This window comes from Stenotrophomonas sp. Ste86 (assembly GCF_024519465.1).
GTDB lineage: Bacteria > Pseudomonadota > Gammaproteobacteria > Xanthomonadales > Xanthomonadaceae > Stenotrophomonas.
In genome coordinates this window covers 1-24519 of record NZ_JALJRW010000021.1, presented here as the reverse complement: position 1 = coordinate 24519, position 24519 = coordinate 1, and the positions used below count along the sequence as shown (strand labels likewise).

The 24519-nt window shown below is 66.7% G+C and carries 20 protein-coding genes; 6 read left to right on the top strand and 14 right to left on the bottom strand.

Features of this window, described 5'->3' with window-relative positions; translation table 11 throughout:
- Positions 1-39: 39 nt before the first annotated feature.
- Both NR101_RS15735 and NR101_RS15730 read left to right on the top strand, forming a co-directional pair.
- Positions 40-2670 carry a TonB-dependent receptor gene (locus NR101_RS15735; RefSeq protein WP_256777083.1) on the top strand — a complete coding sequence of 877 codons (2631 nt, stop codon included), beginning with the start codon at positions 40-42 and terminating at the stop codon, positions 2668-2670.
- Positions 2671-2764: 94 nt separating this feature from the next.
- A complete protein-coding gene (locus NR101_RS15730; protein ID WP_256777085.1) occupies positions 2765-5101 on the top strand; it encodes a family 20 glycosylhydrolase in 2337 nt (778 codons plus the stop codon).
- Between the two features lie 36 nt (positions 5102-5137).
- On the opposite strand, the gene NR101_RS15725 is transcribed toward NR101_RS15730, so the two are convergent.
- Both NR101_RS15725 and NR101_RS15720 read right to left on the bottom strand, forming a co-directional pair.
- Positions 5138-5512, bottom strand: coding sequence for a VanZ family protein (locus NR101_RS15725; RefSeq protein WP_256777086.1), 375 nt, complete (start codon positions 5510-5512; stop codon positions 5138-5140).
- Between the two features lie 16 nt (positions 5513-5528).
- On the bottom strand, positions 5529-6713 hold the full coding sequence (locus tag NR101_RS15720; protein ID WP_256777088.1) for a class I SAM-dependent methyltransferase: 1185 nt from the start codon (positions 6711-6713) through the stop codon (positions 5529-5531).
- A 55-nt stretch (positions 6714-6768) separates the two neighbouring features.
- Between NR101_RS15720 and NR101_RS15715 the strand changes: the two genes are divergently transcribed.
- Positions 6769-7506: a pteridine reductase gene (locus NR101_RS15715; RefSeq protein ID WP_256777089.1), complete on the top strand. Its 738-nt coding sequence runs from the start codon at positions 6769-6771 to the stop codon at positions 7504-7506.
- Between the two features lie 108 nt (positions 7507-7614).
- On the opposite strand, the gene folK is transcribed toward NR101_RS15715, so the two are convergent.
- Complete coding sequence (gene folK, locus NR101_RS15710) at positions 7615-8112, bottom strand: 2-amino-4-hydroxy-6-hydroxymethyldihydropteridine diphosphokinase (protein WP_256777090.1); 498 nt, start codon at positions 8110-8112, stop codon at positions 7615-7617.
- An 84-nt stretch (positions 8113-8196) separates the two neighbouring features.
- Between folK and NR101_RS15705 the strand changes: the two genes are divergently transcribed.
- Entirely contained in the window at positions 8197-8934 is a 738-nt protein-coding gene (locus NR101_RS15705; RefSeq protein ID WP_256777091.1) for a 20S proteasome subunit A/B, read from the top strand.
- 94 nt (positions 8935-9028) lie between these two features.
- Here NR101_RS15705 and NR101_RS15700 read toward each other — a convergent pair whose 3' ends face one another.
- From NR101_RS15700 to NR101_RS15685, 4 genes are all read right to left on the bottom strand, one after another.
- The gene (locus NR101_RS15700; RefSeq protein ID WP_256777092.1) at positions 9029-10546 is read right to left on the bottom strand and encodes an ATP-binding protein; all 1518 of its coding nucleotides are present in this window, start codon (positions 10544-10546) and stop codon (positions 9029-9031) included.
- A gap of 3 nt (positions 10547-10549) precedes the next feature.
- Positions 10550-10990, bottom strand: coding sequence for a response regulator (locus NR101_RS15695; protein WP_256777094.1), 441 nt, complete (start codon positions 10988-10990; stop codon positions 10550-10552).
- Positions 10987-12804, bottom strand: a complete 1818-nt coding sequence (locus tag NR101_RS15690; RefSeq protein WP_256777096.1) for an ATP-binding protein — start codon at positions 12802-12804, stop codon at positions 10987-10989. Before NR101_RS15690 ends, NR101_RS15695 begins: the two co-directional genes overlap by 4 nt.
- A gap of 578 nt (positions 12805-13382) precedes the next feature.
- Positions 13383-13757, bottom strand: a complete 375-nt coding sequence (locus NR101_RS15685) for a BON domain-containing protein (RefSeq protein ID WP_256777563.1) — start codon at positions 13755-13757, stop codon at positions 13383-13385.
- Positions 13758-13926: 169 nt separating this feature from the next.
- Between NR101_RS15685 and NR101_RS15680 the strand changes: the two genes are divergently transcribed.
- Positions 13927-15000: an oxidoreductase gene (locus NR101_RS15680; protein ID WP_256777562.1), complete on the top strand. Its 1074-nt coding sequence runs from the start codon at positions 13927-13929 to the stop codon at positions 14998-15000.
- Positions 15001-15073: 73 nt separating this feature from the next.
- Here the strand turns inward: NR101_RS15680 and gnd are convergent, their stop codons facing one another.
- The 7 genes from gnd to NR101_RS15645 all read right to left on the bottom strand — a co-directional run bounded on the left by gnd (position 15074) and on the right by NR101_RS15645 (position 23019).
- The gene (gnd, locus tag NR101_RS15675; protein ID WP_256777561.1) at positions 15074-15979 is read right to left on the bottom strand and encodes a phosphogluconate dehydrogenase (NAD(+)-dependent, decarboxylating); all 906 of its coding nucleotides are present in this window, start codon (positions 15977-15979) and stop codon (positions 15074-15076) included.
- A 3-nt stretch (positions 15980-15982) separates the two neighbouring features.
- Complete coding sequence (locus NR101_RS15670) at positions 15983-17239, bottom strand: hypothetical protein (RefSeq protein ID WP_306175581.1); 1257 nt, start codon at positions 17237-17239, stop codon at positions 15983-15985.
- 54 nt (positions 17240-17293) lie between these two features.
- Positions 17294-17947 (bottom strand): DUF2242 domain-containing protein, encoded by a 654-nt coding sequence (locus NR101_RS15665; protein WP_306175580.1) that lies wholly within the window; start codon positions 17945-17947, stop codon positions 17294-17296.
- A gap of 288 nt (positions 17948-18235) precedes the next feature.
- A complete protein-coding gene (locus NR101_RS15660) occupies positions 18236-20413 on the bottom strand; it encodes a carboxy terminal-processing peptidase (protein ID WP_256777559.1) in 2178 nt (725 codons plus the stop codon).
- 604 nt (positions 20414-21017) lie between these two features.
- Positions 21018-22028 carry a lipoyl synthase gene (gene lipA, locus NR101_RS15655; RefSeq protein WP_256777558.1) on the bottom strand — a complete coding sequence of 337 codons (1011 nt, stop codon included), beginning with the start codon at positions 22026-22028 and terminating at the stop codon, positions 21018-21020.
- Between the two features lie 17 nt (positions 22029-22045).
- Positions 22046-22753 (bottom strand): lipoyl(octanoyl) transferase LipB, encoded by a 708-nt coding sequence (gene lipB / locus NR101_RS15650; protein WP_256777557.1) that lies wholly within the window; start codon positions 22751-22753, stop codon positions 22046-22048.
- Positions 22741-23019, bottom strand: coding sequence for a DUF493 family protein (locus NR101_RS15645; RefSeq protein ID WP_256777556.1), 279 nt, complete (start codon positions 23017-23019; stop codon positions 22741-22743). The genes lipB and NR101_RS15645 overlap by 13 nt, the downstream gene beginning before the upstream one ends.
- Before the next feature lie 193 nt (positions 23020-23212).
- Between NR101_RS15645 and NR101_RS15640 the strand changes: the two genes are divergently transcribed.
- Positions 23213-24277: a lipid A deacylase LpxR family protein gene (locus tag NR101_RS15640; RefSeq protein ID WP_256777555.1), complete on the top strand. Its 1065-nt coding sequence runs from the start codon at positions 23213-23215 to the stop codon at positions 24275-24277.
- The last annotated feature ends 242 nt before the right edge of the window (positions 24278-24519 follow it).

Genomic DNA, 24519 nt, shown 5'->3' with positions numbered 1-24519 from the left:
CGTCGCCGGCGAACCATCGGATTGATGAGGAGAGACATCATGAACCACCGCAAGAGTCTGCTTTCGGCAGCCATTTTCAGCTGTCTGGTGTTCGGCGCGCAGGCGCAGGAAACCTCCAGCACCCCCACCGACCTGGACACGGTCAGCGTCGTCGGCATCCGCGCCAGCCTGGAAAAATCGCTGGATACCAAGCGCAACAACGTGACCATCTCCGAGGCGATCACCGCCGAGGACATCGGCAAGTTCCCCAGCACCAACGTGGCCGAAGCGCTGTCGCAGCTGCCGGGCATCTCGCTGGATCGCCGTTTCGGCCAGGGTGAGCGGGTCAGCATCGACGGCACCGATCCCAGCCTGAACCTGTCCTTCCTTGACGGCCACCCGGTCGCGCAGGCGATCTGGCTGTATGGCGAACAGCCCAACCGCGGCTTCGATTACACCCTGCTGTCGCCGCTGATCCTGGGCCGCATGGAAGTCATCAAGTCCTCCGAAGCGCGCCTGACCGAAGGCAGCCTGGGCGGCACCATCCTGATGCACACCCGCCAGCCGCTGGACATGCGCGCCAACGAAGTGGCCGCCTCGGTGGGCTACAGCTACAGCGACCAGGCCAGCAAAGGCAAGCCGAACGCCTCGGCGATCTACAGCTGGAAGAACAACGACGAAACCTTCGGCGTGAACGTCGCCGCGCAGCATTATGAAGAGCGCGTGGATCGCCAGGGCATGGAAGTGTTCGGCTACGCCAAGGCGTCCACCTTCACCAATGCGGCGGGCGTGGACCCGAACGCGGACGTGCCCAACTCGGTCAACGCCGCGTGGTTCCAGCAGGACCGCAAGCGCGACAGCGCCGTGGTCAACCTGCAGTTCAAGCCGAGCGAGGAACTCGAGTTCAACCTGAGCGGCCTGTACATCAAGGAGAACTTCGACAACTACAACCAGTCGATGTACTCCTTCCTGACCTGGAACCCGGGTACCGTCGGTGCGGTCAACCAGCTCGGCGACGTGCGCAACGGCGTGGTCAACAGCGGCCACTCCAACGCCAGCGCGACGGCCAACAGCGGCACGGTGATCTACGACAACAACGTGCGCGAATCCGAAGTGACCACCAAGGGCCTGGACCTGCGTGGCGCCTGGAAAGGCGATGGCTGGGGCATCAGCGGCCAGGTGGGCCAGAGCAAGTCCGAGAACAAGGACCTGGCCCAGTACTTCATCGAACCGTTCTACAACGGCGGCTTCAGCTGGAACCTTGACAAGGGCATCACCTTCGACAACGCCGAGGCCGCGCGCAACCCGGCCAACTGGGGTTCGGCCGGTGGCTGGTTCGGCAACAACGGCATCTTCTCCACCGACAGCAAGGACACCTACGCACAGCTGGACTTCAACGTGCAGTTCGACAGCATCTTCAACCAGCTGCAGTTCGGCGTGCGCCACGGCAAGCATGAAGAGAGCTTCGACCTGAACGTGTATGGCGGCGTGCGTCCGGGCACCCTGGCCGACGTGGGCACCATCGGGCTGACCGACATCCAGGGCTTCAGCGACGGCCACGGCCGCCACGTGCAGGTTGGCCGCGACAACGTGCTGAACTGGGTCAAGGGCAGCCCGCTGGATTACGCCAACCCCGATCCGGCCAGCTACCTCAACAACAGCTGGGCACTGGAACAGACCAACAACGCGGCCTACGCGCAGTTGAACTTCTCCAACGGCCCGGTGCGCGGCAACGTCGGCGTGCGTTATGTCGATTCCAAGACCGCAGGCAGCGGCTTCGTCTACGGCGGCACGCCGACCCTGACCGACCTGGACAGCAAGTGGCAGACCCAGACCAAGAAGGAAGATTTCCTGCTGCCGTCGGTCAACCTGGTCTATGACACCTCCAGCGACTGGGTGTTCCGCTTCGGCGCAAGCAAGGTCATTGCCTGGGCGCCGTACAACCAGATGGTGAACAACACCTTCCTCAACGACACCACGCTCACCGGCAGTGGCGGCAATGCGGCACTGTCCCCGTACGAGTCCTGGAACTACAACCTGTCGGCCGAGTACTACTTCGCCCCGCAGTCGGTGGTGGCCTGGTCGCTGTTCTACAAGAAGATCGACAACTACATCGACACCAGCGCGGTCACCGAGCGCCAGTACAACTCGATCCGCGACACCTCGCCGGCCACCTGGGCCAATATCGTAGGCACCAACGGCTGCGCCGCCGACGGCTACTGCGACTACAGCATCCAGCGTCCGCGCAATGCCGGTAGCGGCCACATCAAGGGCTTCAACATCAGCTTCCAGCAGCCCTTCGGTGAAAGCGGCTTCGGCCTGACGGCGAACTACACCTACGCCAACGGCGAGAACAACTCCGGTGATCCGCTGCCGTACCAGTCGCGCAACTCGATCGCGCTCAGCCCGTACTTCGAAAAGGGCCCGATCAATGCACGCCTGACCTACAACTGGCGTGACAGCTACCTGGCCGGCGGCTACGTCGCAGGCTCGGCACCGGCCAGCGTGGACGACTACGCCGAGCTCGGCGCCAGCTTCGGCTACACCTTCACCGAGAACTGGTCGCTGACGCTGGACGCGCAGAACCTGCTCAACGAAGAGTATTTCCAGTACCTCGGCGACAAGGACCACCTGGCCTCGCGCTACAAGAGCGGCCGCCGCTACATGGCTACGGTGCACTTCAAGTTCTGATTGCCATAGCACTATGCTGCACACCTGAAACGGGCCCGGATCTCCGGGCCCGTTTTCACAGGTGGAACCCGATTCGCAACACAGGAATGACCCGATGCATACCCGCACCCGTCGTACCTCGCTGTCACTGCTCTCCTTCGCATTGGCCCTGTCCCTGGCACCGCTCGCGCAGGCCGCCGATGCCCCGGCCACTGCTGGCCCCCGCGCCCTGCCCGGCTCGCTGCCGCTGATGCCGGCGCCGGCCAAGGTCGAACGCATCGAGGGCAGCGGCTTCAGCGTGGTCGCCGGCACCCCGGTGTGGGCCAAGGGCGAGGCCGCGCAGCGCGTGGCTACCCAGTTCACTACGTTGCTGCGCGACAGCGGCGGCCCGGTGCTGAACGTGGCCGGCACGCGCGGCGGCAACGGCATCCACTTCGTGTTGAACCGCACGCTCAAGACCGGCGCCGAAGGCTACCAGCTGCGCTCGGGCCGCGACGGCGTGACCGTGCAGGCAGCTACCGAGGCCGGCCTGTTCTACGGTGCAGCCACCCTGTCGCAACTGCTCAGTGGCGGCAGCAACGGCGTCCTGCCGGCGCTGCGCATCGACGATGCACCGCGTTTCAGCTGGCGTGGCCTGATGCTCGATTCGGCGCGCCACTTCCAGAGCCTGGACGAGATCAAGCGCGTGCTCGACGCGATGGCCGAACAGAAGCTCAATACCTTCCACTGGCATCTCACCGATGACCAGGGCTGGCGCATGGAGATCAAGCGCTATCCCAAACTGACCGGGATCGGCAGCTGTCGTATTCCGGCCGGCGATGGTGGCCGCGATCCGGTCACCGGCGCCGAACGCCCGTATTGCGGCTTCTATACCCAGGACCAGATCCGCGACGTGATCGCCTATGCCGCCGCCCGGCATATCCAGGTGATCCCGGAAATCGACGTGCCCGGCCACGCCACCGCCGCGATCGCCGCCTATCCCGAACTGGGCACGCTGGACACGCCGCTGAAGCCGCTCAGCGAATGGGGCGTGTTCCCCAACCTGTTCAACACCGAGGAAAGCACCTTCACCTTCCTGGAAAACGTGCTGGAAGAAGTGATCACCCTGTTCCCGGCCAGGTACGTGCACGTCGGCGGCGACGAAGCGGTCAAGGACCAGTGGGAAGCCTCGGCACGCGTGCAGGCGCGCATGCGCGAGGTTGGCGCAGGCAATGAAATGGAGATGCAGAGCCACCTCATCAAACGCCTGGAGACTTTCCTGGAGCAACACGACCGGCGCCTGATCGGCTGGGATGAAATCCTTGAAGGCGGGTTGCCGCCGGAGGCCACGGTGATGTCCTGGCGCGGCACCGAAGGCGGCCTGAAAGCCGCCAGCGAAGGCCACGACGTGGTGATGTCGCCGGTCACCGATATGTACATGGACTACCTGCAGACCCACTCGCCCAACGAACCGCCGGGCCGCCCGCTGTCCACGCCGCTGGGGCGCGTGTATGGCTTCGAGCCGGTGCCCGAGGCGTTGGCCAAGGACAAGCAGCAGCATATCCTCGGCCTGCAGGCCAACATGTTCACCGAGCACACGCGCAGCTACGCGCGCCTGCAGCACAACCTGTTCCCGCGTTTGGCCGCCGTGGCCGAAACCGGCTGGTCGCCGCGCGAGCGCCGCGACTACGCCGATTTCCTGGCACGCCTGCCGAGCCAGCTGCAGCGCTGGGAGGCCATGGGCATCGCCTACGCGCAGACGCCGCTGCAGGTGGAACTGGACAGCCATGACGACCGCAAGGCCGGCACCGCGACGCTGGCACTGCGCACGCCGCTGGGCTATGACATCCACTACAGCACCGATGGCAGCGCGGTCACCGCGCAGTCGCCGCGCTACACCACGCCGCTGACCCAGCCGTTGCCGATCACCCTAAGGGCGGCCACGTTCTTCGACGGCAAGGCATTGGCCAGCGCGGCCAGTCGCTTCGACATCACCGCCACGTCGCTGCTGAGCCGCAGCGACGAGCAGCTGGGGATGTGCCCGGGCGAAGGCAAGCTGCTGCTGCGGCTGGAAGACGATGGCCCGGCCGATGGCCCGCGCGCGATCTTCAACGTCAATATCTTCAACCCGTGCTGGTTGTGGAAGGACGCCGATGTCGACGGCATCGCCAAAGTGCGCGTGCGTGCCGGCCAGATTCCGTATTACTTCCAGCTGGCGCACGACGAACCGCAACGGAAATTCAGCCCCGCACGCAGTGCGCACGGCGAGATGGACGTGCTCAACGGCAGCTGCGATGGCACGCCGCTGGCCACGGTGAAATTGCCGGCCAAGCCTGGTACGGATGGGTTCATCACGTTGGAAGCCGCGCTGCCGCGGTCGGTGAAGGGGACGCAGGATCTGTGCGTGCGCTTTACCGGGGATACGCGGCCGACGATGTGGGTGCTGGATGCGTTGACGCTGGTGCCGCGCTGAGGTTGCCGGCCAGCGGCCGGCATTACCGATGCCTTTCTATCCGTGCAGACGCAGCAGCAGGTTGCGCAACGGGGTGAATGCGATCGCCATGCCCGCGATCACTCCCACGCTGTTGGCCAGCGCGTCCATCGGGTCGGCCATGCGGTTGTCGGTCAATGCGCCCTGCAGGAACTCGATGCCGATACCCAGCCCGACCAGGCCGGCGCCGGCCCACAGCAACGCCGCGCGCGTGCGGTAGATCTGCACCGCTGAAGCGGCCAACAGGAAGTAGGCAAGAAAATGCTCCACCTTGTCGCTGTTCTTGGGCAGGTCCAGCGGCGGCGGCGGAATCAGGCAGACGGTGATGGTCACCGCGATCGCCAGCCACCACAGACCGAGCCAGAAGCGCGGCCAGCGCAGCGGCTTCAACATCCCTGTCGTGCCCATGTCAGAGGCGCCAGGTCAGGTCGCCGAGCAGGAACGCGGCCTCGAATTCAACGTCACGCTGGAACCCCATCACCTGGAAGCGCTCGCCCATGCCGGTGGGCAGGGTGAGTTTCTTGACCTGGTCACGCAGGCGCACCTTGCCGAACTCGTCCACGCGCGCCTCGGCCTTGGCCAGCAACGCATCGAGCCCGTTGCCCAGCAGGAAATTGGCCTGGGTGCAGTACCCGGCGATCTCGAACCCGGCACCGGTGCCGGCCTCGGCCAGCGCGGTGAAATCCACCGACGCGGTCAGGTCCTGCAGGCCCGGCCACCGGTAAAGATCGTTGTGCACCTGGTGGCGGTAGAACGCGCGCACCGTGCCGTCATCGCGTTCGTCCTGGTAATACTCGCCACGCGGGTAGCCATAATCGATGAAGAGCATCGCGCCGCGCTGCATGCCGCCGGCCACGGCCTGGATCCAGTACGGCAGCTGCGGCAGCAGTTCGGAACGGTAGCCATCGGCGAAGGGCTTCTCACGGTAATGCTCGATGTGGCGCACCGCCGCGCTGAGCATGGCATCGGCCGGTTGCGCGCCACGCACGAAGGCGCCCTGCGCATCCAGCTCCACGGTTTCCTCATAGACCATACCGTCGCGCGCCAGGAAGCGCGGCGTCGGCAGCGCATCGATCACCTCGTTGGCGAACACGATGCCGTCCCAGTCGTCCTCGAACGGGCCGTCCAACCACTCCACCAGTTCGAACACCGGGCCGATCAAGGCCTTTTCCAGACGCTCGCGCTGGCGCTCGCGCAGGTCCGCGCTGGGTTCCAGGATCGCGTAGCGTTCGGGCAGCGCGTCCAGTTCCAGCATGCGCTTGAGCAGCACCTCGGCAAACGCGCCGCTGCCGCCGCCCAGCTCCATGAAGCGCGCCTGCGGGCCCAGTTGCTGCATCACCGGGGCGATCGCATTGGCCACGGTGGCGGCAAACAGCGGGCCGAGTTCCGGGGCGGTGGTGAAATCGCCGGATTCGCCGAACTTGCTGGCACCGGCACTGTAATACCCCAGTCCCGGCGTATACAGGCTCAGCTCCATGAACCGTGCGAACGGGATGGCGCCGCCGTTGGCAAGGATGTCGGCGCGCAGCGCCGCGGCCAGCTGGTCGCTGTGGGCCAGGGCGTCGGTATCGGGGGTGGGCAGTGGCGAATGCATGAGGCAGGCGATTGCGGTGACAATGCACAGCATAGCCGAGCAGGGAGTACCCCCGATGACCGATACCGCACCCGTCGTGCTGATCACCGGCAGCGCGCGCCGGATCGGCGCGGCGATCGCCCGCCAGTTCCATGCCTGTGGCTGGTCGGTGGTGCTGCACGCGCATACCTCCACCGCCGAGCTGCAGCAGATGGCCTTCGACCTGGACATGCTGCGCCCTGGCAGCGTGCTGGCGCTGCAGGCCGACCTGCGTGACGCCGACGCCATCCCCGACCTGGTCGAGCAGACCGTGGCCCAGTTCGGGCGGCTGGATGCGCTGGTCAACAACGCCTCCAACTTCTACCCCACCCTGCTCGGCCAGATCACCGCCGAACACTGGGACGATCTGTTCGCGGTCAACGCGCGCGCCCCGCTGCTGCTGGCCCAGGCCGCCGCACCGCAGCTGCGCCGGCGCCTGGGCTGCATCGTCAACCTGACCGACCTGCACGGCACCCAGCCGATGCGCGACCACCCGGTCTACAGCGCGGCCAAGGCGGCGCTGGAAATGATCACCCGCTCACTTGCGCTGGAACTGGCACCCAAGGTGCGGGTCAATGCGGTGGCCCCCGGCGCGATCCTGTGGCCGGAACAGGGCAAGGACGATTTCGCCCAGCAGGCGCTGCTGCTGCGCACCCCGCTGGCGCGTACCGGCACGGTGGAGGAGATCGCCGAGGCGGTGTACTGGCTGGTCACCGATGCCCCCTTCATCACCGGTCACACGCTGCGCGTGGATGGCGGCCGAACGCTGTCGTAATGCCGGCCGCTGGCCGGCAAACAAACGATGCAACCGCCCCGGTAGTGCCGGCCGCTGGCCGGCAACCAGGCGGTGCCAGGTTCACGTGGAGCCGGCCAGCGGCCGGCACTACCGGGTAATGGGCAGCAGTTCCATCGTCTCGAACGCCTCGCCGTACTGGCGATGGGCGCGCCACAGCGCGGCCAGGGACAGGCCGCTGACCGGGTCGATGAAGTCCGGGGCGATGTCGGCCAGCGGCTTGAGCACGAAGGCGTGCTTGAGTTCCGGGCGCGGAATGCGCAGGTGGCCCGGGCCTTCCACGATCAGGTCGCCGTAGAACACCACGTCCAGGTCCAGGGTGCGGTCGGAGAAGCGCGGGCCGCTGCGGTCGCGGCCGTGCGCGTCTTCCAGCGCATGCAGCCAGGCATCGAGCGCATCCAGCGGCACATCGGTGTCGATCGCCACCGCATTGTTGAGGAAATCCGGGCCGTCGAAGCCGACTGCGGCGGTACGGTAGGCCGGCGAGACCGCGATCGCGCCGAAGCGCGCGCGCAGCGCGTCCACCGCGGCGTGAAGATGCTGTTGCGGCTGCAGGTTGCTGCCCAGGCTCAGGAGCACAGTGGTCATGGTATTCAGCGTGCGTGGGGCGAATCCACACGGGACCAACATGGCCTGCGCATAGAATCGGGGTGCACATCATAGGACACCGACATGACCTATTGCGTCGGCATCGAGGTGGACGAAGGCCTGGTCTTCGCCGCCGATACCCGCACCAACGCGTCGCTGGACGACGTGCGGGTCCATCGCAAGCTGCATGAATTCGAGTTCCCCGGGCAGGCCGCCTTCGTGATCATGGCCGCCGGCAACCTGGCCACCACCCAACTGCTGGTCTCGCGTCTGCGCCGCGACGTGGAGGAAGCGCGCGAGCAGAACCTGCTCGCCTACCGGCACCTGTTCGAGGTGGCCGAGTACGTTGGCCGCGTGCTGGTCGACAGCCAGGTCAAGGCCACCGCGCAGGACGCCGGACAGGACGGCATCATGACCCAGGCCACCCTGATCCTGGGCGGGCAGATTGCCGGTGAACAACCGGGCATGTACATGATCTACCCGCTCGGCAATGCGATTTCCGCCTCGCCGGAGACCCCGTTCCTGCAGATCGGCGAATCCAAGTACGGCAAGCCGATCCTGGACCGCATCCTGCGCCCGCAGACGCGGCTGGAAGATGCCGCGCGCACGGCGATCGTGTCGCTGGACTCGACCATCCGCTCCAACCTGTCGGTGGGCCTGCCGGTGGATCTGGTGCTGATCCGCAAGGATGACCTGCGCATCAGCCAGCGCATGCGCCTGGCCGGCGACAGCCCGCTGTATGCGCAGATCCACGGCAGCTGGTCGCACAAGCTGGAGCAGGCGGTAACCACCCTGCCCCGGTTTCCATGGGAAGAGGCCTGAAACCGTAGTGCCGGCCGCTGGCCGGCAACCCGACACTGTGGGGTGCAGGCAGAGCCGGCCAACGGCCGGCACTACCGTGGTAATCCCACCACGATCAGGCCGTCTCCAACGCCTCGGCCACCGAACGGAACACCTGCTGCATTTCCAGCGGCTTGCGCAGCACGTGCACGTTGATCGTCGACGGGAACACCGCCAGTGGCACGGTGACGTCGGCCTCTTCCAGCACCAGCGCCGGCCCGCGGAAGCCCAGCGCGGCCATTTCGCCCAGCAGGTGGCTGGCCGACAACAGCTTGGAACCGGCATCGGCGATCACCAGTGCCGGCATTGCTTCCTGCTGCATCCAGCGCAGCGCCGCGGCGCCGTCGGAGGCCAGCTGCAGGTGGTAGCCCTGGCTGGACAACGCGTTGCCCAGCAGCGACAGACGCGTGGCCTCGCCATCCACCACCAGGATCGACTGCCCGGTACCGGCGGCGATCGGTTGATCCACCGCCTCGCTGTCAGCGGCCACTTCCTGCATCGGCAGCAGCAGGTCGAAACGCGTCCCGACCCCGACCGTGCTGTCCACGTGGATGCTGCCGTGCACGCCTTCGACGATACGCTTGCACGAGATCAGCCCCAGGCCGGTGCCGTTGGCCTTGGTGGTGAAGAACGGGTTGAACAGATGCGACAGCGTGTCGGCATCCATGCCGGTGCCTTCGTCGGTCACCGAGATGCGCAGCCACTCCTCGCCCTGGCCATCGCGGTCGGCGGCCGCGCGCAGCGTCAGTCGCCCGCCGTTGGGCATCGCCTGGATCGCGTTCAAGGACAGGTTCAACAGCACCTGCTGCAGCTCGGTGTAGTTGGCATCCACGGCCAGGCCTTCATCGGCCACGTCCAGGTGCAGGCTGACCTTGGCCGGCAGGTTGCTGCGCAACAGCAGCTCCACCGCCTCGAACAGGTGCGCGATGCAGATCTGCTCACTGGGCTTGCGTGAGCCACGCACGAAGGACAGCATCGATTCGGCCATCTCGTGCCCGCGCCGGCCGCACTCGGCGATGATGTCGGCCAGGTGGTGCAGCTGCGGGTCCTGGGTCCGCGCCTTGAGCAGGTCGGGCATGATCAGCAGCGGCTGCAGGATGTTGCGCAGATCGTGGCTGAGCCCGGCGGCCAGCAGCGACAGGCTTTCCAGGCGCTGGGCACGCATCAGCTCGGCTTCCACCCGCTGGCGGTCCATGCTGCTGCGCGACTCGCGTACCGCGCGCGCCACCGCCGACGGCAACCGCGCCGGCTGGTGCTTGATGATGTAGTCGTTGGCGCCCTGGTGCAGCGCGGCCACCGCGTTTTCCTCACCCATCGTGCCGGACACGAAGATGAAGGGCACATCCGGATGCCAGCCGCGCACGATCTGCAGCGCTTCATTGCCGGAAAAACCGGGCATGGCAAGGTCGGACAACACGATGTCCGGCGAGAAACGGCTCAGCGCCTCGCGCAGCTCGCCCGCGCTCTCCACCCGCTCGAAGCTGGCTTCAAGACCGGCATCGAGCATCTGCTCGCACATCAGTTCGGCGTCCTCGGCGGAATCTTCCACCAGCAGGACGCGCAGCATACCCAGGGACGGGCCAGTCAGCGGCATGGCTTACTCGATCTCCGGCGCCTGGTTGATGACCGCCCAGAACTTGCCCAGGGTCTGCACCGCACCGAAGAACTGGTCCACGTCCACCGGCTTGACCACATAGGCATTCACGCCCATGTCCCAACTGCGGGCCAGGTCGCTTTCTTCGCGCGAGGACGACAGAATCACCACCGGCAGGCGCTTGAGCTCTTCGGTGTTGCGGATCTCGCGCAGCACTTCCAGGCCGTCCATGCGCGGCATCTTGATATCCAGCAGCAGCACCGCCGGCAGGCCTTCCTCGCGGTTGGCGAAGGCGCCGCGGCGCAGCAGGTAGTCCATCGCTTCCACGCCGTCTTCGACGTGCACGATCGGGTTGGCCAGGCGGGCCTCTTTCAGGGCGTCGACGGCCATCTCGGCGTCGGCAGGGCTGTCCTCGGCGAGGAGGATGGTGCGGAGTGCGGTCATGCGGCGGAGCCCTTGTTGATTGCGTCGAGCGCAGGGGGAAGCAGGAAGTGGAACGTGGCGCCGGCATCGACGGCCGACTCGGCCCAGATGCGGCCGCCGTGGCGGGTCAGTACGCGGCGTACGCTGGCCAGGCCGATGCCGGTGCCGGGGTAGTCGCTGGCCTTGTGCAGCCGCTGGAACACACCAAACAGCTTGCCGGCGTAGGCCATGTCGAAACCGGCGCCGTTGTCGCGCACCGTGAACAGGTGGCCGCCATCGGGCTGCTGCTGGTACTCGACCTCGATCCGGGCCGGGTCGCGGTTGGACGAATACTTGAGGGCATTGCCCAGCAGGTTCAACCACACCTGGCGCATCATGTTCTCATCGGACACCAGGATCGGCAGTGGGGCGATCTTCCACTCCACGTGGCGGCGCACGCCGGTTTCCTCGGCCTCGCTCTGCAGGTTGGCATCGAGCATGGCGCGCGTGTCGGCCACCAGCGACTGCATGTCCACCGCCTGCATCCGCATCGCCGCCCGGCCCAGCCGCGAGTAGACCAGCAGGTCGTCGATCAGCGCAGCCATGCGGCGTGCCGAGTTGGAAATCACCCCGAGGTAGTGCAGCGACTTTTCGTCGGCCTGATCGCCCAGGTGGCGGGTAAGTTTGTCGGAGAACCCGGCGACGTGGCGCAGCGGCGCGCGCAGGTCGTGGGACACCGAGTAGCTGAAGGCTTCCAGCTCGCGGTTCACCTCGGACACCTGTTCCACCTTGCCTTCCAGCTGCCGGTTCAGTTCTTCCACGCGCTGCTGCACGGCGCGCTGCACGGTCACATCACTGACCGTCATCAGCACCACCTCATCGTCCTTGTCCGGCAGCGGCATGCGCCGGGCATTGATCAGCATGGTGCGCACCTGCTCGTCGGCGGTGCGCTGCTCGTGTTCGTAATCCCACAGCTCGCGGCCGCGCAGCAGCACATCGATCAGCCGCTGGCGCACCACCGCATCCTTCCAGGCGCCGTCGCCGATGCTGTCCAGGCTGCGGATCTCGGTGCTGGTTTCATCCAGGCCGTAGAGCTCGGCAAAGGCCGGATTATGCAGCTGCACTTTCAACTCACGGTCGAGCAGCACGATCGGTTCACGCACGGTGTTCAACACCGAGGCGGCGCGTGCGGCCGAACGCTGCGAGGCTTTCTCGGCGCTGGCGCGATGGCTGATCTGGCGATGCAGCAACCACAGCACCAGGCCCAGCAGCGACAACTGCACCAGCAGCGCCGACCACGACACGAACTCGCCCTGGCGCTGCTGTTTCTGGAATACGGCGCTGCGCTCTGCCAGCAGTGTCTCTTCGTTGGACTGCAGTTCTTCGATCAGCTTGCGGATCGGATAGCGGGTGGTCAGGTCCTTGACCAGTTCGCGCTGGTCCGAATCCGGTGCCGAGCGCGCCAGTTGCCTGGCCAGTTCCATACGCCGTTCCACCATCGACTGGATGCGGCCGATGCGGACCAGCTGTTCGGGATTGTCGCGGGTCAGTTCAGTCAGCCGCTGCAGCCGCTGCGGGATGTCCTTGGCTTGGCCAAGGCGCTCGCGCAGACCTGGCGCGTCGATGCCTTTGGACATGGTCAGCGCAGCCGACTCCACGTCGCGCACATCGGCCTGCAACTGGTACACCGCCACGCCCACATCCTGGGTATGGGTCACCCAGCGCATGGCTTCGGTATTTTCTTCAGACAGCTTCCGCAGCGTCAGCCACGGGACCACGATGATGGCCACGGCGGCCAGGGTCAGTGCCGGCAAGCGCCAGCGATCCCAGACGTCATCACTGAAAACCAGCGCCATATGCCCTCTTCAACTCACGGTGCCGTAACCGGCGGTGCCCAGCGCAGCGGCCTTGGCTTGCTTGGCACGTCGACGCGGGCGAAGCCATGAATATACCGCAGCGCATTGTGAATAGGGCTGGTCTCATTTAATGAACAGTTTAGAAAAGCCGCATCGCCGGTGCCGGGACGCTTTCTCTCGTTCGGAGGCGTACATAAAGCGGCCTGCGGCCCTTGACGCGCCCGACCCACCGACCGCCCTCAAAGAAGCTCGGCATCCACCTGCGGACCGCGAGCGTAGCCCCGTAGCCGCCGGTAGGCCCCTGGGCAAAATAAAGGAGGAGGCCGCCACGCGGCCGGGGGACATTTGCGCCAGGGGCCTACCGGCGGCTACGGGGCCCCGACGCTTGCGACAAACCCAAGCGGAAACAGCATCAAGATCCACACCCCGCGCCTGAATTATCCGATACCACATGCACAACGCCGCGCACCATCCACCACGGCCCTTGCAAACAGGACGCCGCCGTTGAGAAGGAAACAAAAAAAGCGCGCCCGAAGGCGCGCCCTGTTTCTACGTTCGGCTACCGCGATACGCTGGAATCAGCGCTTGGCAGCGGCCGCGACCTTCAGGCCGCTGGCATCGACGCTCTTCACGCCCTTGATGCCCTTGGTCACGCGAAGTGCCTTGTCATGCTCGGCCTGGCTGGCCACGGTGCCCTTCAGGGTCACCACGCCATTGACCGTTTCCACCATCACCTCGGTACCCGGAACGTTCTTGCTGGTGAGCAGATCGGTCTTGACCTTGGTGGTGATCCAGCTATCGGTCACCGGCGCGTCGGAGTCATGCGTATCGGCATGGGTCATGGCGGCATGGTCGGTGGTCTTCGGCGGATCCTTTGCCATCGCCGACGACGTACCCAGAACCATGCCGAGGGCCAGCGAAGCAGCAAGCAGAGTGCGCGTAGTGTTGGTCATGTTCGGTGTCTCCTTGGGTGTGTGGCCAGTGTCGGGGGAAGCGCGTGTGCGGCACGTGGGCGGAACATAACGCTGCTGTGAACCACTCAGGTTCCTTTCCGGCTGTTCATGTTCCTCCGCGCGGCCGCAGCCGCTACGCTGACCCTCCCCCTCTCCTCTGGAGCTCACCATGGCCACGGCCCTGCAGGTGGGACTGATCGGCTACGGCCTGGCCGGCAGCGTCTTCCACGCCCCGTTGATCCAGCATACCCCCGGCCTGACGCTGCACAGCATCGTCAGTTCGCAACGCGACCGGCTCCTGCGCAGCTTCACCGACGTGCGCATCTGCGCGCATGCACAGCAACTGTTCGATGACCCGGCCGTGGATGCGGTGGTTATCGTAACCCCCAACGCCGAGCATGCACCGCTGGCCATCGCCGCACTGCAGGCCGGCAAGCACGTGCTGGTGGACAAGCCCTTCACCCTGGACGTGGCGCAGGCCGAGGCGGTGGTGCAGGCCGCGCAGGCGGCGGAACGGGTTGCCACGGTGTTCCAGAACCGGCGTTTCGATGCCGACTTCCTCAGCCTACGCCAGCTGCTCGACAGTGGCGTGCTGGGCGACGTGGCCGAGTGCCACTCGCACTTCGACCGCTACCGCCCGCAGGTGCGGGATCGCTGGCGGGAGAGCGACGTGCCTGGTGCCGGTCTGTGGATGGACCTGGGCCCGCATCTGCTCGACCAGATGCTGCAGCTGTTCGGCTGGCCGGCGGCGATCAGCGCCGACATCACCGCACAACGCGACCACGCACGCAGCGATGACTACTTCCACGCGGTGCTGCATTACCCGCGGCACCGCGCGATCGTGCACGCCGGCTCGCTGGTCGCCGCGGCCAATCCGCGCTTTGCGGTGCACGGACACTTGGGCAGCTATATCAAGGACGGCCGTGACGTGCAGGAAGACCAGCTGCGCGATGGCATTGCGCCCGGCGCGCCGGGCTGGGGTCTGGATCCGCTGCATGGCCAGCACGTCGTGGTCGATGAGCATGGCCGCAGCCAGCGCAGCACGGTCGACAACGTGCCCGGCGACTACCGGCGGCTGTACGCGGCGTTCCGCGACGCGATGCTGGGCAGCGGCACGCCCACGGTGAGCGCGGATGAGGCACTGCAGTTGATGCGCCTGCTGGACGCCGGGGCGGAGAGTGCGCGCAGCGGGCGGCGGGTGGATCTGCGCGCATCTTCGGGCGGCGCCGATGCGCGCACGTGATCAACGTCTGCGAGGAGCCGGCCAGCGGCCGGCACTACCGTGATCCCGCCACCCACCGGCTGCATCGGCGGTCTTATTCGGTTTTGATCGCGTGGCCGCCGAACTCGTTGCGCATCGCCGCCAGCAGGCGATCGCTGAAGGAGTTCTTCTCGCGAGAGCGCAGCCGCTCCAGCAGCGACAGGGTGATCACCGGTGCCGGCACGTCCAGGTCGATCGCTTCGGCGACGGTCCAGCGGCCTTCGCCGGAATCTTCCACGTACGGGGCAATGCCATCGAGCTGCGGGTTGCGGCCAAGCGCATCGGCGCTGAGGTCCAGCAGCCACGAACGCACCACGCTGCCGTGCTGCCAGGCCTTGGCAACCTGGGCAAGATCGAGGTTGAACGCGGTCTTGTGCTGCATCAGCGCAAAGCCTTCGGCGTAGGCCTGCATCATCCCGTACTCGATACCGTTATGGACCATCTTGCAGAAGTGGCCGGCACCGCTCGGCCCGACATGCGCCCAGCCGCGGTCTTCGCCCGGCGCCAGCGTGCGGAAGATCGCCCCCACCCGTTCCACTGCCGCGGTGTCACCGCCGATCATCAGGCTGTAGCCTTCCTGCAGGCCCCACACGCCGCCGCTGGTGCCGCAGTCGATGTAGCTGACGTCCTCGCCCAGCAGCTGGCCGGCGCGACGCATCGAATCTTTGTAATACGAGTTGCCGCCGTCGATCACCACGTCGCCTTCGGACAGGTGCGGTGACAGCGCGGCCAGGGTCTGGTCCACCACCTCGCCGGCCGGCACCATCAGCCACACCACGCGCGGCACCGGCAGCTGCGCCAGCGCATCGGCGACCGACGCGCTGACCTCGAAGCCGCGCTTGGCCGCGCTCGCGCGCGCGCCTTCACCGGGGTCGACGCCGATCACCCGATGGCCGCCGCGATGCAGCCGCTCGGCCATGTTGGCGCCCATCTTGCCCAGCCCGATCATTGCAATATCCATGTGTCACCTTCCAGCGTGCGAGTTGTGTTGCGGGGATGCTGCCGGCGGGGAATCGCACTGGCGAAGGCGTGCGTCGATCCAGCGCCGGTACAGCGTGGTATGCAGGTTGTGCAGGCCCAGTTCGAAGGCAAACGGCGTCCGCGGATTGCGGTCGAGCAGGCGTGCGATGTGGTACCCGACAGGACGTATACCGCGAGGATGCACGTAAATCACGAACCCCTGGTAGAACGGATCGTCCAGCAGCGCGTCCAGTTCGGCCAGCAGCGGTTTCTGCTCGGCCGGCAACCCGTTGCGCCAGACCGGATCGCGCTCGGCCAGCAGCCGTTCGAAGCGGCGTGGCCCGGGTCCGGGCATGCGCTGGGCCAGCGCCCAGATCTGCCGGTTGATGGCGTCGTAATGGGTAAACCCGTCGTGCGCGCGCAGCGCGCGGGCCGCCGCATCGCTCACGTCGACCACCACGAAGTTCTCGGCCTGGTTGTTGATGTCGTCCAGATACTCGCGGTCGAACACGTGCTCGATGAAGCCCGGCGCGCCGACGAACGCCTGCCGGCCCAGCTGTGCGGTCTTGCGCGCCTTGCCATCGGCAAGGAACTCACCCGCGTGCCGGCCGAGCAGGATGCTGTCGGTCTCGTGCAGGGTCAGGAACGTGCCGATGGACAACTCGGCGGGCGTGAACTCGGCATCGAACGCCGCATCGCCGTACAGCTCGCGCTGCGTGGCCAGCTGCGCGACCTGGCGCCCCACCCCGCACTCGCTGCGGACCCGGCCATCGTAGAAGTGCTGCAGCGCCACGCTGTTGCGGCCGGAAGGTGCATACCCCCGACCGAAGCTGCGGAAGCGCTGCCAGCCCTGGGCCTGCGCGCCGCGCGCGCCGAAGCCGATCCAACCCAACTGCAGTGCCGAAAACCGGTACCCCGGATTGTCCTGCAGCTGCGTGGTCGCACGCCGGGTGGCCTGCCCAAGCTTGAACGCATACGCGCACAGCGTGGCCGGATCGTCCAGCAAGGCCGTCATGAAGTCAGCGCGGCGCGCGGGATCCCAGTCCCGGGGCAGTTGCACCCGCAGGTCACCGGCCCGCTGCGCCTGGGCCAGATCGGCGCGCTCGCAGACGGGGCCGCCGTGCACCACCGGCGCGCGGATGGGCGCATCGCTGAAACGCCAGCCGAGTTCTTCAAGCAGCGGCTGGGTACAGGCGGGCGCGGGCGCGGCGACGGCACTCGCCGCGCCCACGCCCGCTAGCAGCAACCCGGCCAGCGCCATCACCCAACGGCGGGGCGCGCATGATGCAGTGGGCAACGACACCGGTCCGCCTGATCAGTGCGACGGCACCGGCGTACCCGCCACGGCGGCCGGCGCCGCCGGCACATCGGCCGCAGCCGGTGCAGCGGCCGGTGGTTCAGACGGCGCCGGTGCAGGCGCGGCCGCCGCGGCCGGCAGGTACTGCTGCAGCCGATCAAAGAAGCGGCGGTAGAAGTCCGCATCCTGCACCGTGCTGCTGGCGACCTTCACCAGCGAGTCGTCATTGCTGCCGAACGGCAGCGACACCGAGCCCAATGCGCCCACGCCGACACTGGCCGAGGTCGGGCTCTTCTTCAAGGCATAACGGTCCTGCACGGCACTGACGAAGACCAGCGACTGGTCGCCGCGTGGCGCGCAGGAAATACGCAGCACCAGCTGCTCGTGTTCGTCATCGCGCGGCTGGAAGTTCTTGTTGCCTTCCACCGCGGCGGTGTCGGCCCGGGCAATTGCATAGCCCTGGCTGAGCAGGGTGCGCCGTGCCGCTTCGCAGGCCTGCGCCGGGGCGCCGGGCACGCTGCGCGAATAGGTGTCGCCGGAGTCGAACGATTCACGGATCAGCGTGCTGTCAGCGGCGCGACCGCCACAGGCGGTCAGCGAGGCGACCAGCAGACCTGCCGGGATTGCGTGATACAGGCGCATGCGCGCTCCTGCGAGAACAGACGCCTCCAGCATAGCCCCGCCCGCGTATGCACCGGGTTTACATAGCGAAGGGCCGGCGCAATGGCCGGCCCTTCGTTTGTCGGGTGTTCACCGAAACCGGCCACCGGCTTCGCGCGCGCGAGGGGCCGGGGGGCCGGGGGCGGGTAGAGCCGAGCCATGCTCGGCTTGCTTTGGCTCGGCTCGGCTTGCTTTGGCTCGGCTCGGCTTGCCTTGGCTCGGCTTGCCTGTGCACCCATGGCGCGGTCGGTGAGCGCAGCCGAGCATGGCTCGGCTCTACCCCCGTCCGTCCGCGACCGGTCAGTCGGCCCAGCGGCCCACGGCGGTGGACTGCGGCAGCACCTGCGCCGACAGCGGGCGGTCGGCTTCCAGCAGGTTGACCGCATCGGACAGGATCGACGCCGACTCGCGCAGCAGCGGGTCCGGACGCTTCTCGGCGGCCTTCTCACGGGCGGCATCCTTGACGATGTCGCGCTCGTTGCCGGTCAGGCCGTCGTCATTGCTGTCGTCGGCCAGCGGGTCCAGGTCCAGGCCCAACTGCTTGCGGATCGCCTGGCGCTCAGTGCGCTGCTTGTCCTGCTTCTCACGCTCGGCGCGGCGCTCGGCCTCGTTGAGTGAGATGTACTTCTTGGCCTTCTCGGCGCGGAACTGCTCCACGTCCTCGTTCCACCACTGGAATTCCTTGTCGGCGGCAATGCGCGCGGCATGGCGGGTTTCCAGTTTGGGCAGCAGCGGGCCGAAGTTGCCGTACTGGGTATGCGGCACCGAGGCGATGCGGGTCCACGGCAGGGCGTTGTCGTAGGTGCTTTCGCCGTACTCGCTGGCATCCACGCTGGCCGGGAAGGCCAGGTCCGGCACCACGCCCTTGTGCTGGGTGCTGCTGCCGCTGACGCGGAAGAACTGTGCGATGGTCAGCTTGACCTGCCCATAGCGCTGGGTTTCCCCGCTCGGCCAGCGGTCCAGGTCGACGATGTTCTGCACGGTGCCCTTGCCGAAGGTGGTCTCACCGATCACCAGGCCACGACCGTAGTCCTGGATGGCACCGGCGAAGATTTCCGACGCCGACGCCGAGCCACGGTTGATCAACACCGCCAGCGGACCGTCCCACGCCACCGCTTCGCTGCGGTCGCTGTTGACGGTGACGCGGCCACCGGACTCGCGCACCTGCACCACCGGGCCCTGTTCGATGAACAGCCCGGTCAGCTCGATGGCCTCATCCAGCGAACCACCGCCGTTGTTGCGCAGGTCCAGCACCACGCCATCGAGCTTGTCGGCCTTGAAGCCGGCCAGCAGCTTGGCCACGTCGCGGGTGGCCGAGGCGTAGTCGGTCGCGTTGCGGCGACGGCCTTCGAAGTCCTGGTAGAAGGTGGGCAGCTTGATCACGCCGACCTTGCGCGCCGGCTCACCGTCCTTGGCCGGGATGGCCAAGGTCTCGCCCTTGGCGGCCTGCTCGGCCAGACGCACCTTCTGGCGGGTCAGCACCAGCGTGTGGTGCTTGCCGTCCACGCCCTCTTCGGCCGGAATGAATTCCAACCGCACCTGGGTGTCTTTCTTGCCGCGGATCTTGGCCACCACGTCATCGATGCGCCAGCCGATCACATCCTCGATCGGCCCGGACTTGCCCTGGCCGACACCGACGATGCGATCCCCCGCCTTGAGCGTGCCGTTGACCGCCACCGGACCGCCGGCGATGACCTCGCGGATCACCACCATGTCGTCCTGGCGCTGCAGCTGCGCGCCGATGCCTTCCAGCGACAGCGACATGGCCTGGTTGAAGTTCTCGGCGGTGCGCGGGGTGAAGTAATCGGTGTGCGGATCGACCGCGCTGGTGTACGAATTGAGGAAGAACTGGAACACGTCCTCGCCCTTCAACTCATTGACCGACTTTTCCAGCGTCGCATAACGCTTGTCCAGCGTCTTGCGGATCTCCGCCGGCTGCTTGCCCGCCAGCTTGAGCCGCAGCCAATCGTTCTTGACCGACTTGCGCCACAGATCGTCCAGCTCGGCATTGCTCGCCGCCCACGGCACGTCCTTGCGGTCGTACTCGAACTTTTCATCGGTGCTGAAATCGAAATCCTGCTTGAGCAGCTTGCGCGCATACCCGATGCGCTCGCCCACGCGCTGCTTGTACACCGCAAACACCTGGAACGCCGGCTCCAGCTCACCGCCACGGATCGCCGTGGCGATGTTGGCCTCGAACGGCGCGAAGCGCGTCACATCGGCCTGGGTAAAGAACTGCTTGCTGCCATCCAGCGCTTCCAGGTAACGCTTGAACACGTCCTTGGAGGTGGCCGCATCCAGCGCGCGCGGCCGATAGGCATAGCGGCTGTCCGACAGCAGTCCGTAGACCAGCTTGGAGGTGGTCACCTGGTCGGGCGTCGCCGCCGACGGCAGTGCCGGCGAATCAGCGTAGGCGGCCAGTGCCAGCGGCGCGGTAAGCGCTAGGGCCATCAGGAATGCGGGGGCTTTGAATTTCATCGACTTGCTCATGGCACCTTGCCAACGGGGAGACTGCGTGCGGATCAGACCACACGACAGTGCCGAAAGTTGCGGGGTTTGTCATCCATCCCCGCGCAACGGGGATTTCCAGCCTAAACCGGGGCCTGTAGCAAATTGTGAATGGCGCAGGCGAAGGCGGCGGCCGCCAGCCGCTGGAGGCGGGAAGGACGACAAAGGGAGGTCGGGCGCAGACGATGGCAAGGCGGCGCTACGCACACCCACCAGCGCGCGTTGCGCACCGGGATAAACGAGGATCGTTCAGAAATGAACGCACCGGTGGGCTTTCACAGCGAATGAAGCAACTGCCGCTGCTCGCCCCGGCCGCTACGCCGAACCCTGTCAAGGCGGGGGCAGGCCGCCCTCTCCAGGACCGTTGGCGCCATGGGCCGGAGGCACTGCGCCCGACGGGTTGGGCAGGACGTCCAACACCGGTCTTGCCGTCGGTGCGGGACTGCATCGACGAGCAAGGCGCCAAAACGAGCATCATGGAGGGGCTTAGGCGTGTCCTGGAGAGGGCGGCCTGCCCCCTCCAAGCGCATGAACGAAGGAAGCGCTGCTTCAAAAGCCTCAGGCGTCAAACGCCTCAGGCAACGCCCGCACCCTTGGCCTGCACATCGGCATGGTACGAAGAACGCACCATCGGCCCCGAGGCCACATGGCTGAAGCCCAGCTCGTAACCGTAGTCCTCAAACGCCTTGTATTCCTCCGGCGTCCAGTAACGCAGCACCGGATGATGGTGCGGCGTCGGCTGCAGGTACTGACCGATCGTGATCATGTCCACGTCGTGCGCACGCAGATCGCGCATCGTCGCCCGCACCTGCTCCAGCTCCTCGCCCAGACCCAGCATGATCCCCGACTTCGTCGCGATCGACGGATGCTGCGCCTTGAAATTCTTCAACAGCGTCAGCGACCACTGGTAATCCGCGCCCGGCCGCACATTGCGGTACAGATCCGGCACCGTCTCGATGTTGTGGTTGAACACATCCGGCGGATTGGTCGCCAGGATATCCAGCGCACGCTCCATCCGCCCCTTGCCGCGGAAGTCCGGCGTCAGCACCTCGATCCGCGTCGCTGGCGACCGGGCCCGGATCGCCCCGATGCAGTCGGCGAAATGCTGCGCACCGCCATCACGCAGATCATCCCGATCCACACTGGTCACCACCACATACTTCAGGCCCATGTCGGCCACCGTCTGCGCCAGGCTCGCCGGCTCGTTCGCATCCGGCGGCTTCGGCCGACCATGCGCAACATCGCAGAACGAACAGCGCCGCGTGCACACCTCGCCCAGGATCATGAACGTCGCCGTCCCATGACTGAAGCACTCGTGGATGTTCGGGCAGCTCGCCTCCTCGCAGACGGTCACCAACCGGTTCTCGCGCAGCTTCGCCTTCAGCATCTGCACCGCGTTGCCCGACGGAATCCGCACCCGGATCCACGACGGCTTGCGCAGCACCGGCGCGTCGGCAAACTGCACGGGCGAGCGGCCGATCTTGTCACCGCCCAGCTGTTTGACGCCCGTCTGCAACGGTGCAGCGGACGGCGTGTCGCCCTGCACGATCTGCAGGGGAATGAGGCGAGCGGTCGATTCAGTCATGGCCTTGGTCGGCGGCGTTACGCCGCGTCAGTCAGATCGGGCAATTCAAGGGTCGGCTGGAGGTCCAGGCCGAACTGGCGGGCCAGATGGCCCAGCAGCACCGGCGTCACGGCCGCCATGCCGGACGGTCCCCCCAAGTCTACCACCGAGGTCACCTGCAGCCCTTCGTAGCCACAGGGGTTGATGCGGTGGAACGGCTCCAGGTCCATGGCCACGTTGAAGGCCAGCCCGTGGAAGGTGCAGCCGCGGCGGACCCGGATGCCCAGCGCGGCGACCTTCGCCCCGCCCACATAGACCCCGGGCGCGCCGTCCAGCCGTTCAGCGCCAATATTCCATTCGTCCAGCGTGTCGATGATCGCCTGCTCGATCCGGCACACGTAATCGCGCACCCCGATCCCCAGACGACGCAGCTGCAGCAGCGGGTAGACCACGATCTGGCCCGGCCCGTGATAGGTCACCTGGCCGCCACGATCCACATGCAGCACCGGAATATCGCCCGGCGCCAGCACGTGTTCCTCCTTGCCGGCCTGGCCCAGCGTGAACACCGGATCATGCTCGACCACCCACAGCTCATCGGCGGTGGTGTCATCACGCGCATCGGTGAAACGCTGCATTGCATGCCAGACCGGAGCATAGGCCTGCCGGCCGAGCTCACGCACGATCGCCGGCTGTGGCGGGCGCGCCCCCGGTGAGGCGGCCGTTTCGCAGGCGCTTACAGCGTCCACTTCACTTCCGGGTGGTCGCGCAATGCCGTGTGCGCGGCATCGTACTGCTCGCGGTTGTCGGCCTTGAACACCAGCCGCACCGACACATACTTGCCGTTGGACGAGTGTTTCCAGCTGACCCGTTCGGTCAGTACTTCGACGCCGGCCAGCTCAAGCAGGCGCGGCAGTTCGCGTTCCAGCTCCATACCAGCCGCGCCCATGGCGCTGAGTTCAAACTGGCCGGGGAACTGGAAGCCGTGGTCGGGGTTGTCAGACGAGATCTCCATAACCGCGATTATGGGGACGCCGGCGGCCGAACCCAAGCGCTGCATGATCGTGCCTATAGCGGCACCCAACGCGACGTGAAAATCGGCGTTCACCAGCAAAACGTATCGGTGCGCGCGCGGCGCTGGCCAAAGCATCACGCGCTGACTACGCTGCTCCGGCATAAAAACAGAACACATCCTGAGCGGGAATCCCATGTCGTTGAAGCCCTATGCGTTGTCGGCCGCACTCGCCGGCGCCCTGGCGCTCGTCGCCCCTGCGGCGCAGGCCGCCAACCAGTGCGGTCCGGATGCGATGCGCGAGCACCCGCCGCAGGTCAATTTCCGGGTCGACAACGATCTGTTCGGCGGGGCCGACCAGGACCAGGGCTACACCAACGGCGCGCAGATCACCTTCGTCTCGCCCAATCTGGTCGATTACACCGATGACCCCTGCCTGCCGAGGCTGGCACGCTGGGTGAACCGCCATCTGGAGAAGCTGCACCCGGGCGAGTTCGAGCAGCAGAACATGATCTTCAGCCTGGCCCAGGGCATCTTTACGCCCACCGATTTCACCCGCAAGGACCTGATCGAGGACGATCGGCCCTACGCTGGCGTGCTGATCGGCAGCTTCGGCTACAACGCCCGGCGCGGCGACCGGCTGCAGACCACGCAGCTGGCGATCGGCGTGGTGGGGCCGTGGGCACTGGGCAAGGAAGTGCAGAACGCGGTGCATGACGTGCTGGGCGACGAGAAATTCCAGGGCTGGGACAACCAGCTGCACAACGAGCCGGTGTTCATGCTCACCCACGAGCGGATGCGCCGCTGGCCGGCCGATGCCAGCGTGAACGCCGGCGGCTGGGGCTGGGATGCGATCAGCCACTACGGCGGTGCGGTGGGCAACCTGGCTACCCACCTCAATGCGGGTGGCGAAGTGCGGTTCGGCTGGAAGCTGCCGGACGATTTCGGCAGTACGCCGTTGCGCCCGGCCGGCGAAAACACCGCGCCGACCCGCGGCGGGCGTCCGTCTGGCTGGTCGTGGCACATGTTCGCCACCACCGATGCGGCGTGGGTGATCCGGGATATCACGCTGGACGGCAATACCTTCCGCAACAGCCACAGCGTGGACAAGCGCCACGTGGTGGGCCAGGCCGGGTACGGCGTGGCGGTGATGCGCGGGCGCTGGAAGTTCGCCGTCGCCCGCTACCACAGCACGCGCGAGTTCGACGGGCAGAAGGAAGCGCCGGTGTTCGGCAGTTTCACCATCAGCCGGTCGCTGTAACTCCGGGCGGGCGTCCGTCCGAGCCTGCGCCCGACGGCTGCCGGCGAAGGCCGGTAGTGCCGGCCGCTGGCCGGCTCCTCATCAGCCCAGGCGCAGGTGCGGACGTGGCGGTCATTGGGTCAAGCGCTGGGTCGACAGCGGTCGTCGGTGGGTCGGGCGCTGGGCTCCCATGCCCTTTCCTGCGACGCCCCCGGCGTCGGCCTACGGCCGCCCCCTCCTCCTTTATTTCGCCTCCAAGGGCA

Bases quoted from the DNA above. Each gene is read 5' to 3' on its own strand.
- NR101_RS15640 (WP_256777555.1), top strand. From the start codon at position 23,213: ATGTCGTTGAAGCCCTATGCGTTGTCGGCCGCACTCGCCGGCGCCCTG.
- gnd (WP_256777561.1), bottom strand. From the start codon at position 15,979: ATGGATATTGCAATGATCGGGCTGGGCAAGATGGGCGCCAACATGGCC.
- NR101_RS15705 (WP_256777091.1), top strand. From the start codon at position 8,197: ATGACCTATTGCGTCGGCATCGAGGTGGACGAAGGCCTGGTCTTCGCC.
- NR101_RS15670 (WP_306175581.1), bottom strand. From the start codon at position 17,239: ATGGCGCTGGCCGGGTTGCTGCTAGCGGGCGTGGGCGCGGCGAGTGCC.
- NR101_RS15725 (WP_256777086.1), bottom strand. From the start codon at position 5,512: ATGTTGAAGCCGCTGCGCTGGCCGCGCTTCTGGCTCGGTCTGTGGTGG.
- NR101_RS15730 (WP_256777085.1), top strand. From the start codon at position 2,765: ATGCATACCCGCACCCGTCGTACCTCGCTGTCACTGCTCTCCTTCGCA.
- NR101_RS15660 (WP_256777559.1), bottom strand. From the start codon at position 20,413: ATGAAATTCAAAGCCCCCGCATTCCTGATGGCCCTAGCGCTTACCGCG.
- folK (WP_256777090.1), bottom strand. From the start codon at position 8,112: ATGACCACTGTGCTCCTGAGCCTGGGCAGCAACCTGCAGCCGCAACAG.
- NR101_RS15720 (WP_256777088.1), bottom strand. From the start codon at position 6,713: ATGCATTCGCCACTGCCCACCCCCGATACCGACGCCCTGGCCCACAGC.
- NR101_RS15645 (WP_256777556.1), bottom strand. From the start codon at position 23,019: ATGGAGATCTCGTCTGACAACCCCGACCACGGCTTCCAGTTCCCCGGC.
- NR101_RS15690 (WP_256777096.1), bottom strand. From the start codon at position 12,804: ATGGCGCTGGTTTTCAGTGATGACGTCTGGGATCGCTGGCGCTTGCCG.
- NR101_RS15715 (WP_256777089.1), top strand. From the start codon at position 6,769: ATGACCGATACCGCACCCGTCGTGCTGATCACCGGCAGCGCGCGCCGG.
- lipA (WP_256777558.1), bottom strand. From the start codon at position 22,028: ATGACTGAATCGACCGCTCGCCTCATTCCCCTGCAGATCGTGCAGGGC.
- NR101_RS15680 (WP_256777562.1), top strand. From the start codon at position 13,927: ATGGCCACGGCCCTGCAGGTGGGACTGATCGGCTACGGCCTGGCCGGC.
- NR101_RS15700 (WP_256777092.1), bottom strand. From the start codon at position 10,546: ATGCCGCTGACTGGCCCGTCCCTGGGTATGCTGCGCGTCCTGCTGGTG.
- NR101_RS15735 (WP_256777083.1), top strand. From the start codon at position 40: ATGAACCACCGCAAGAGTCTGCTTTCGGCAGCCATTTTCAGCTGTCTG.
- NR101_RS15685 (WP_256777563.1), bottom strand. From the start codon at position 13,757: ATGACCAACACTACGCGCACTCTGCTTGCTGCTTCGCTGGCCCTCGGC.
- NR101_RS15695 (WP_256777094.1), bottom strand. From the start codon at position 10,990: ATGACCGCACTCCGCACCATCCTCCTCGCCGAGGACAGCCCTGCCGAC.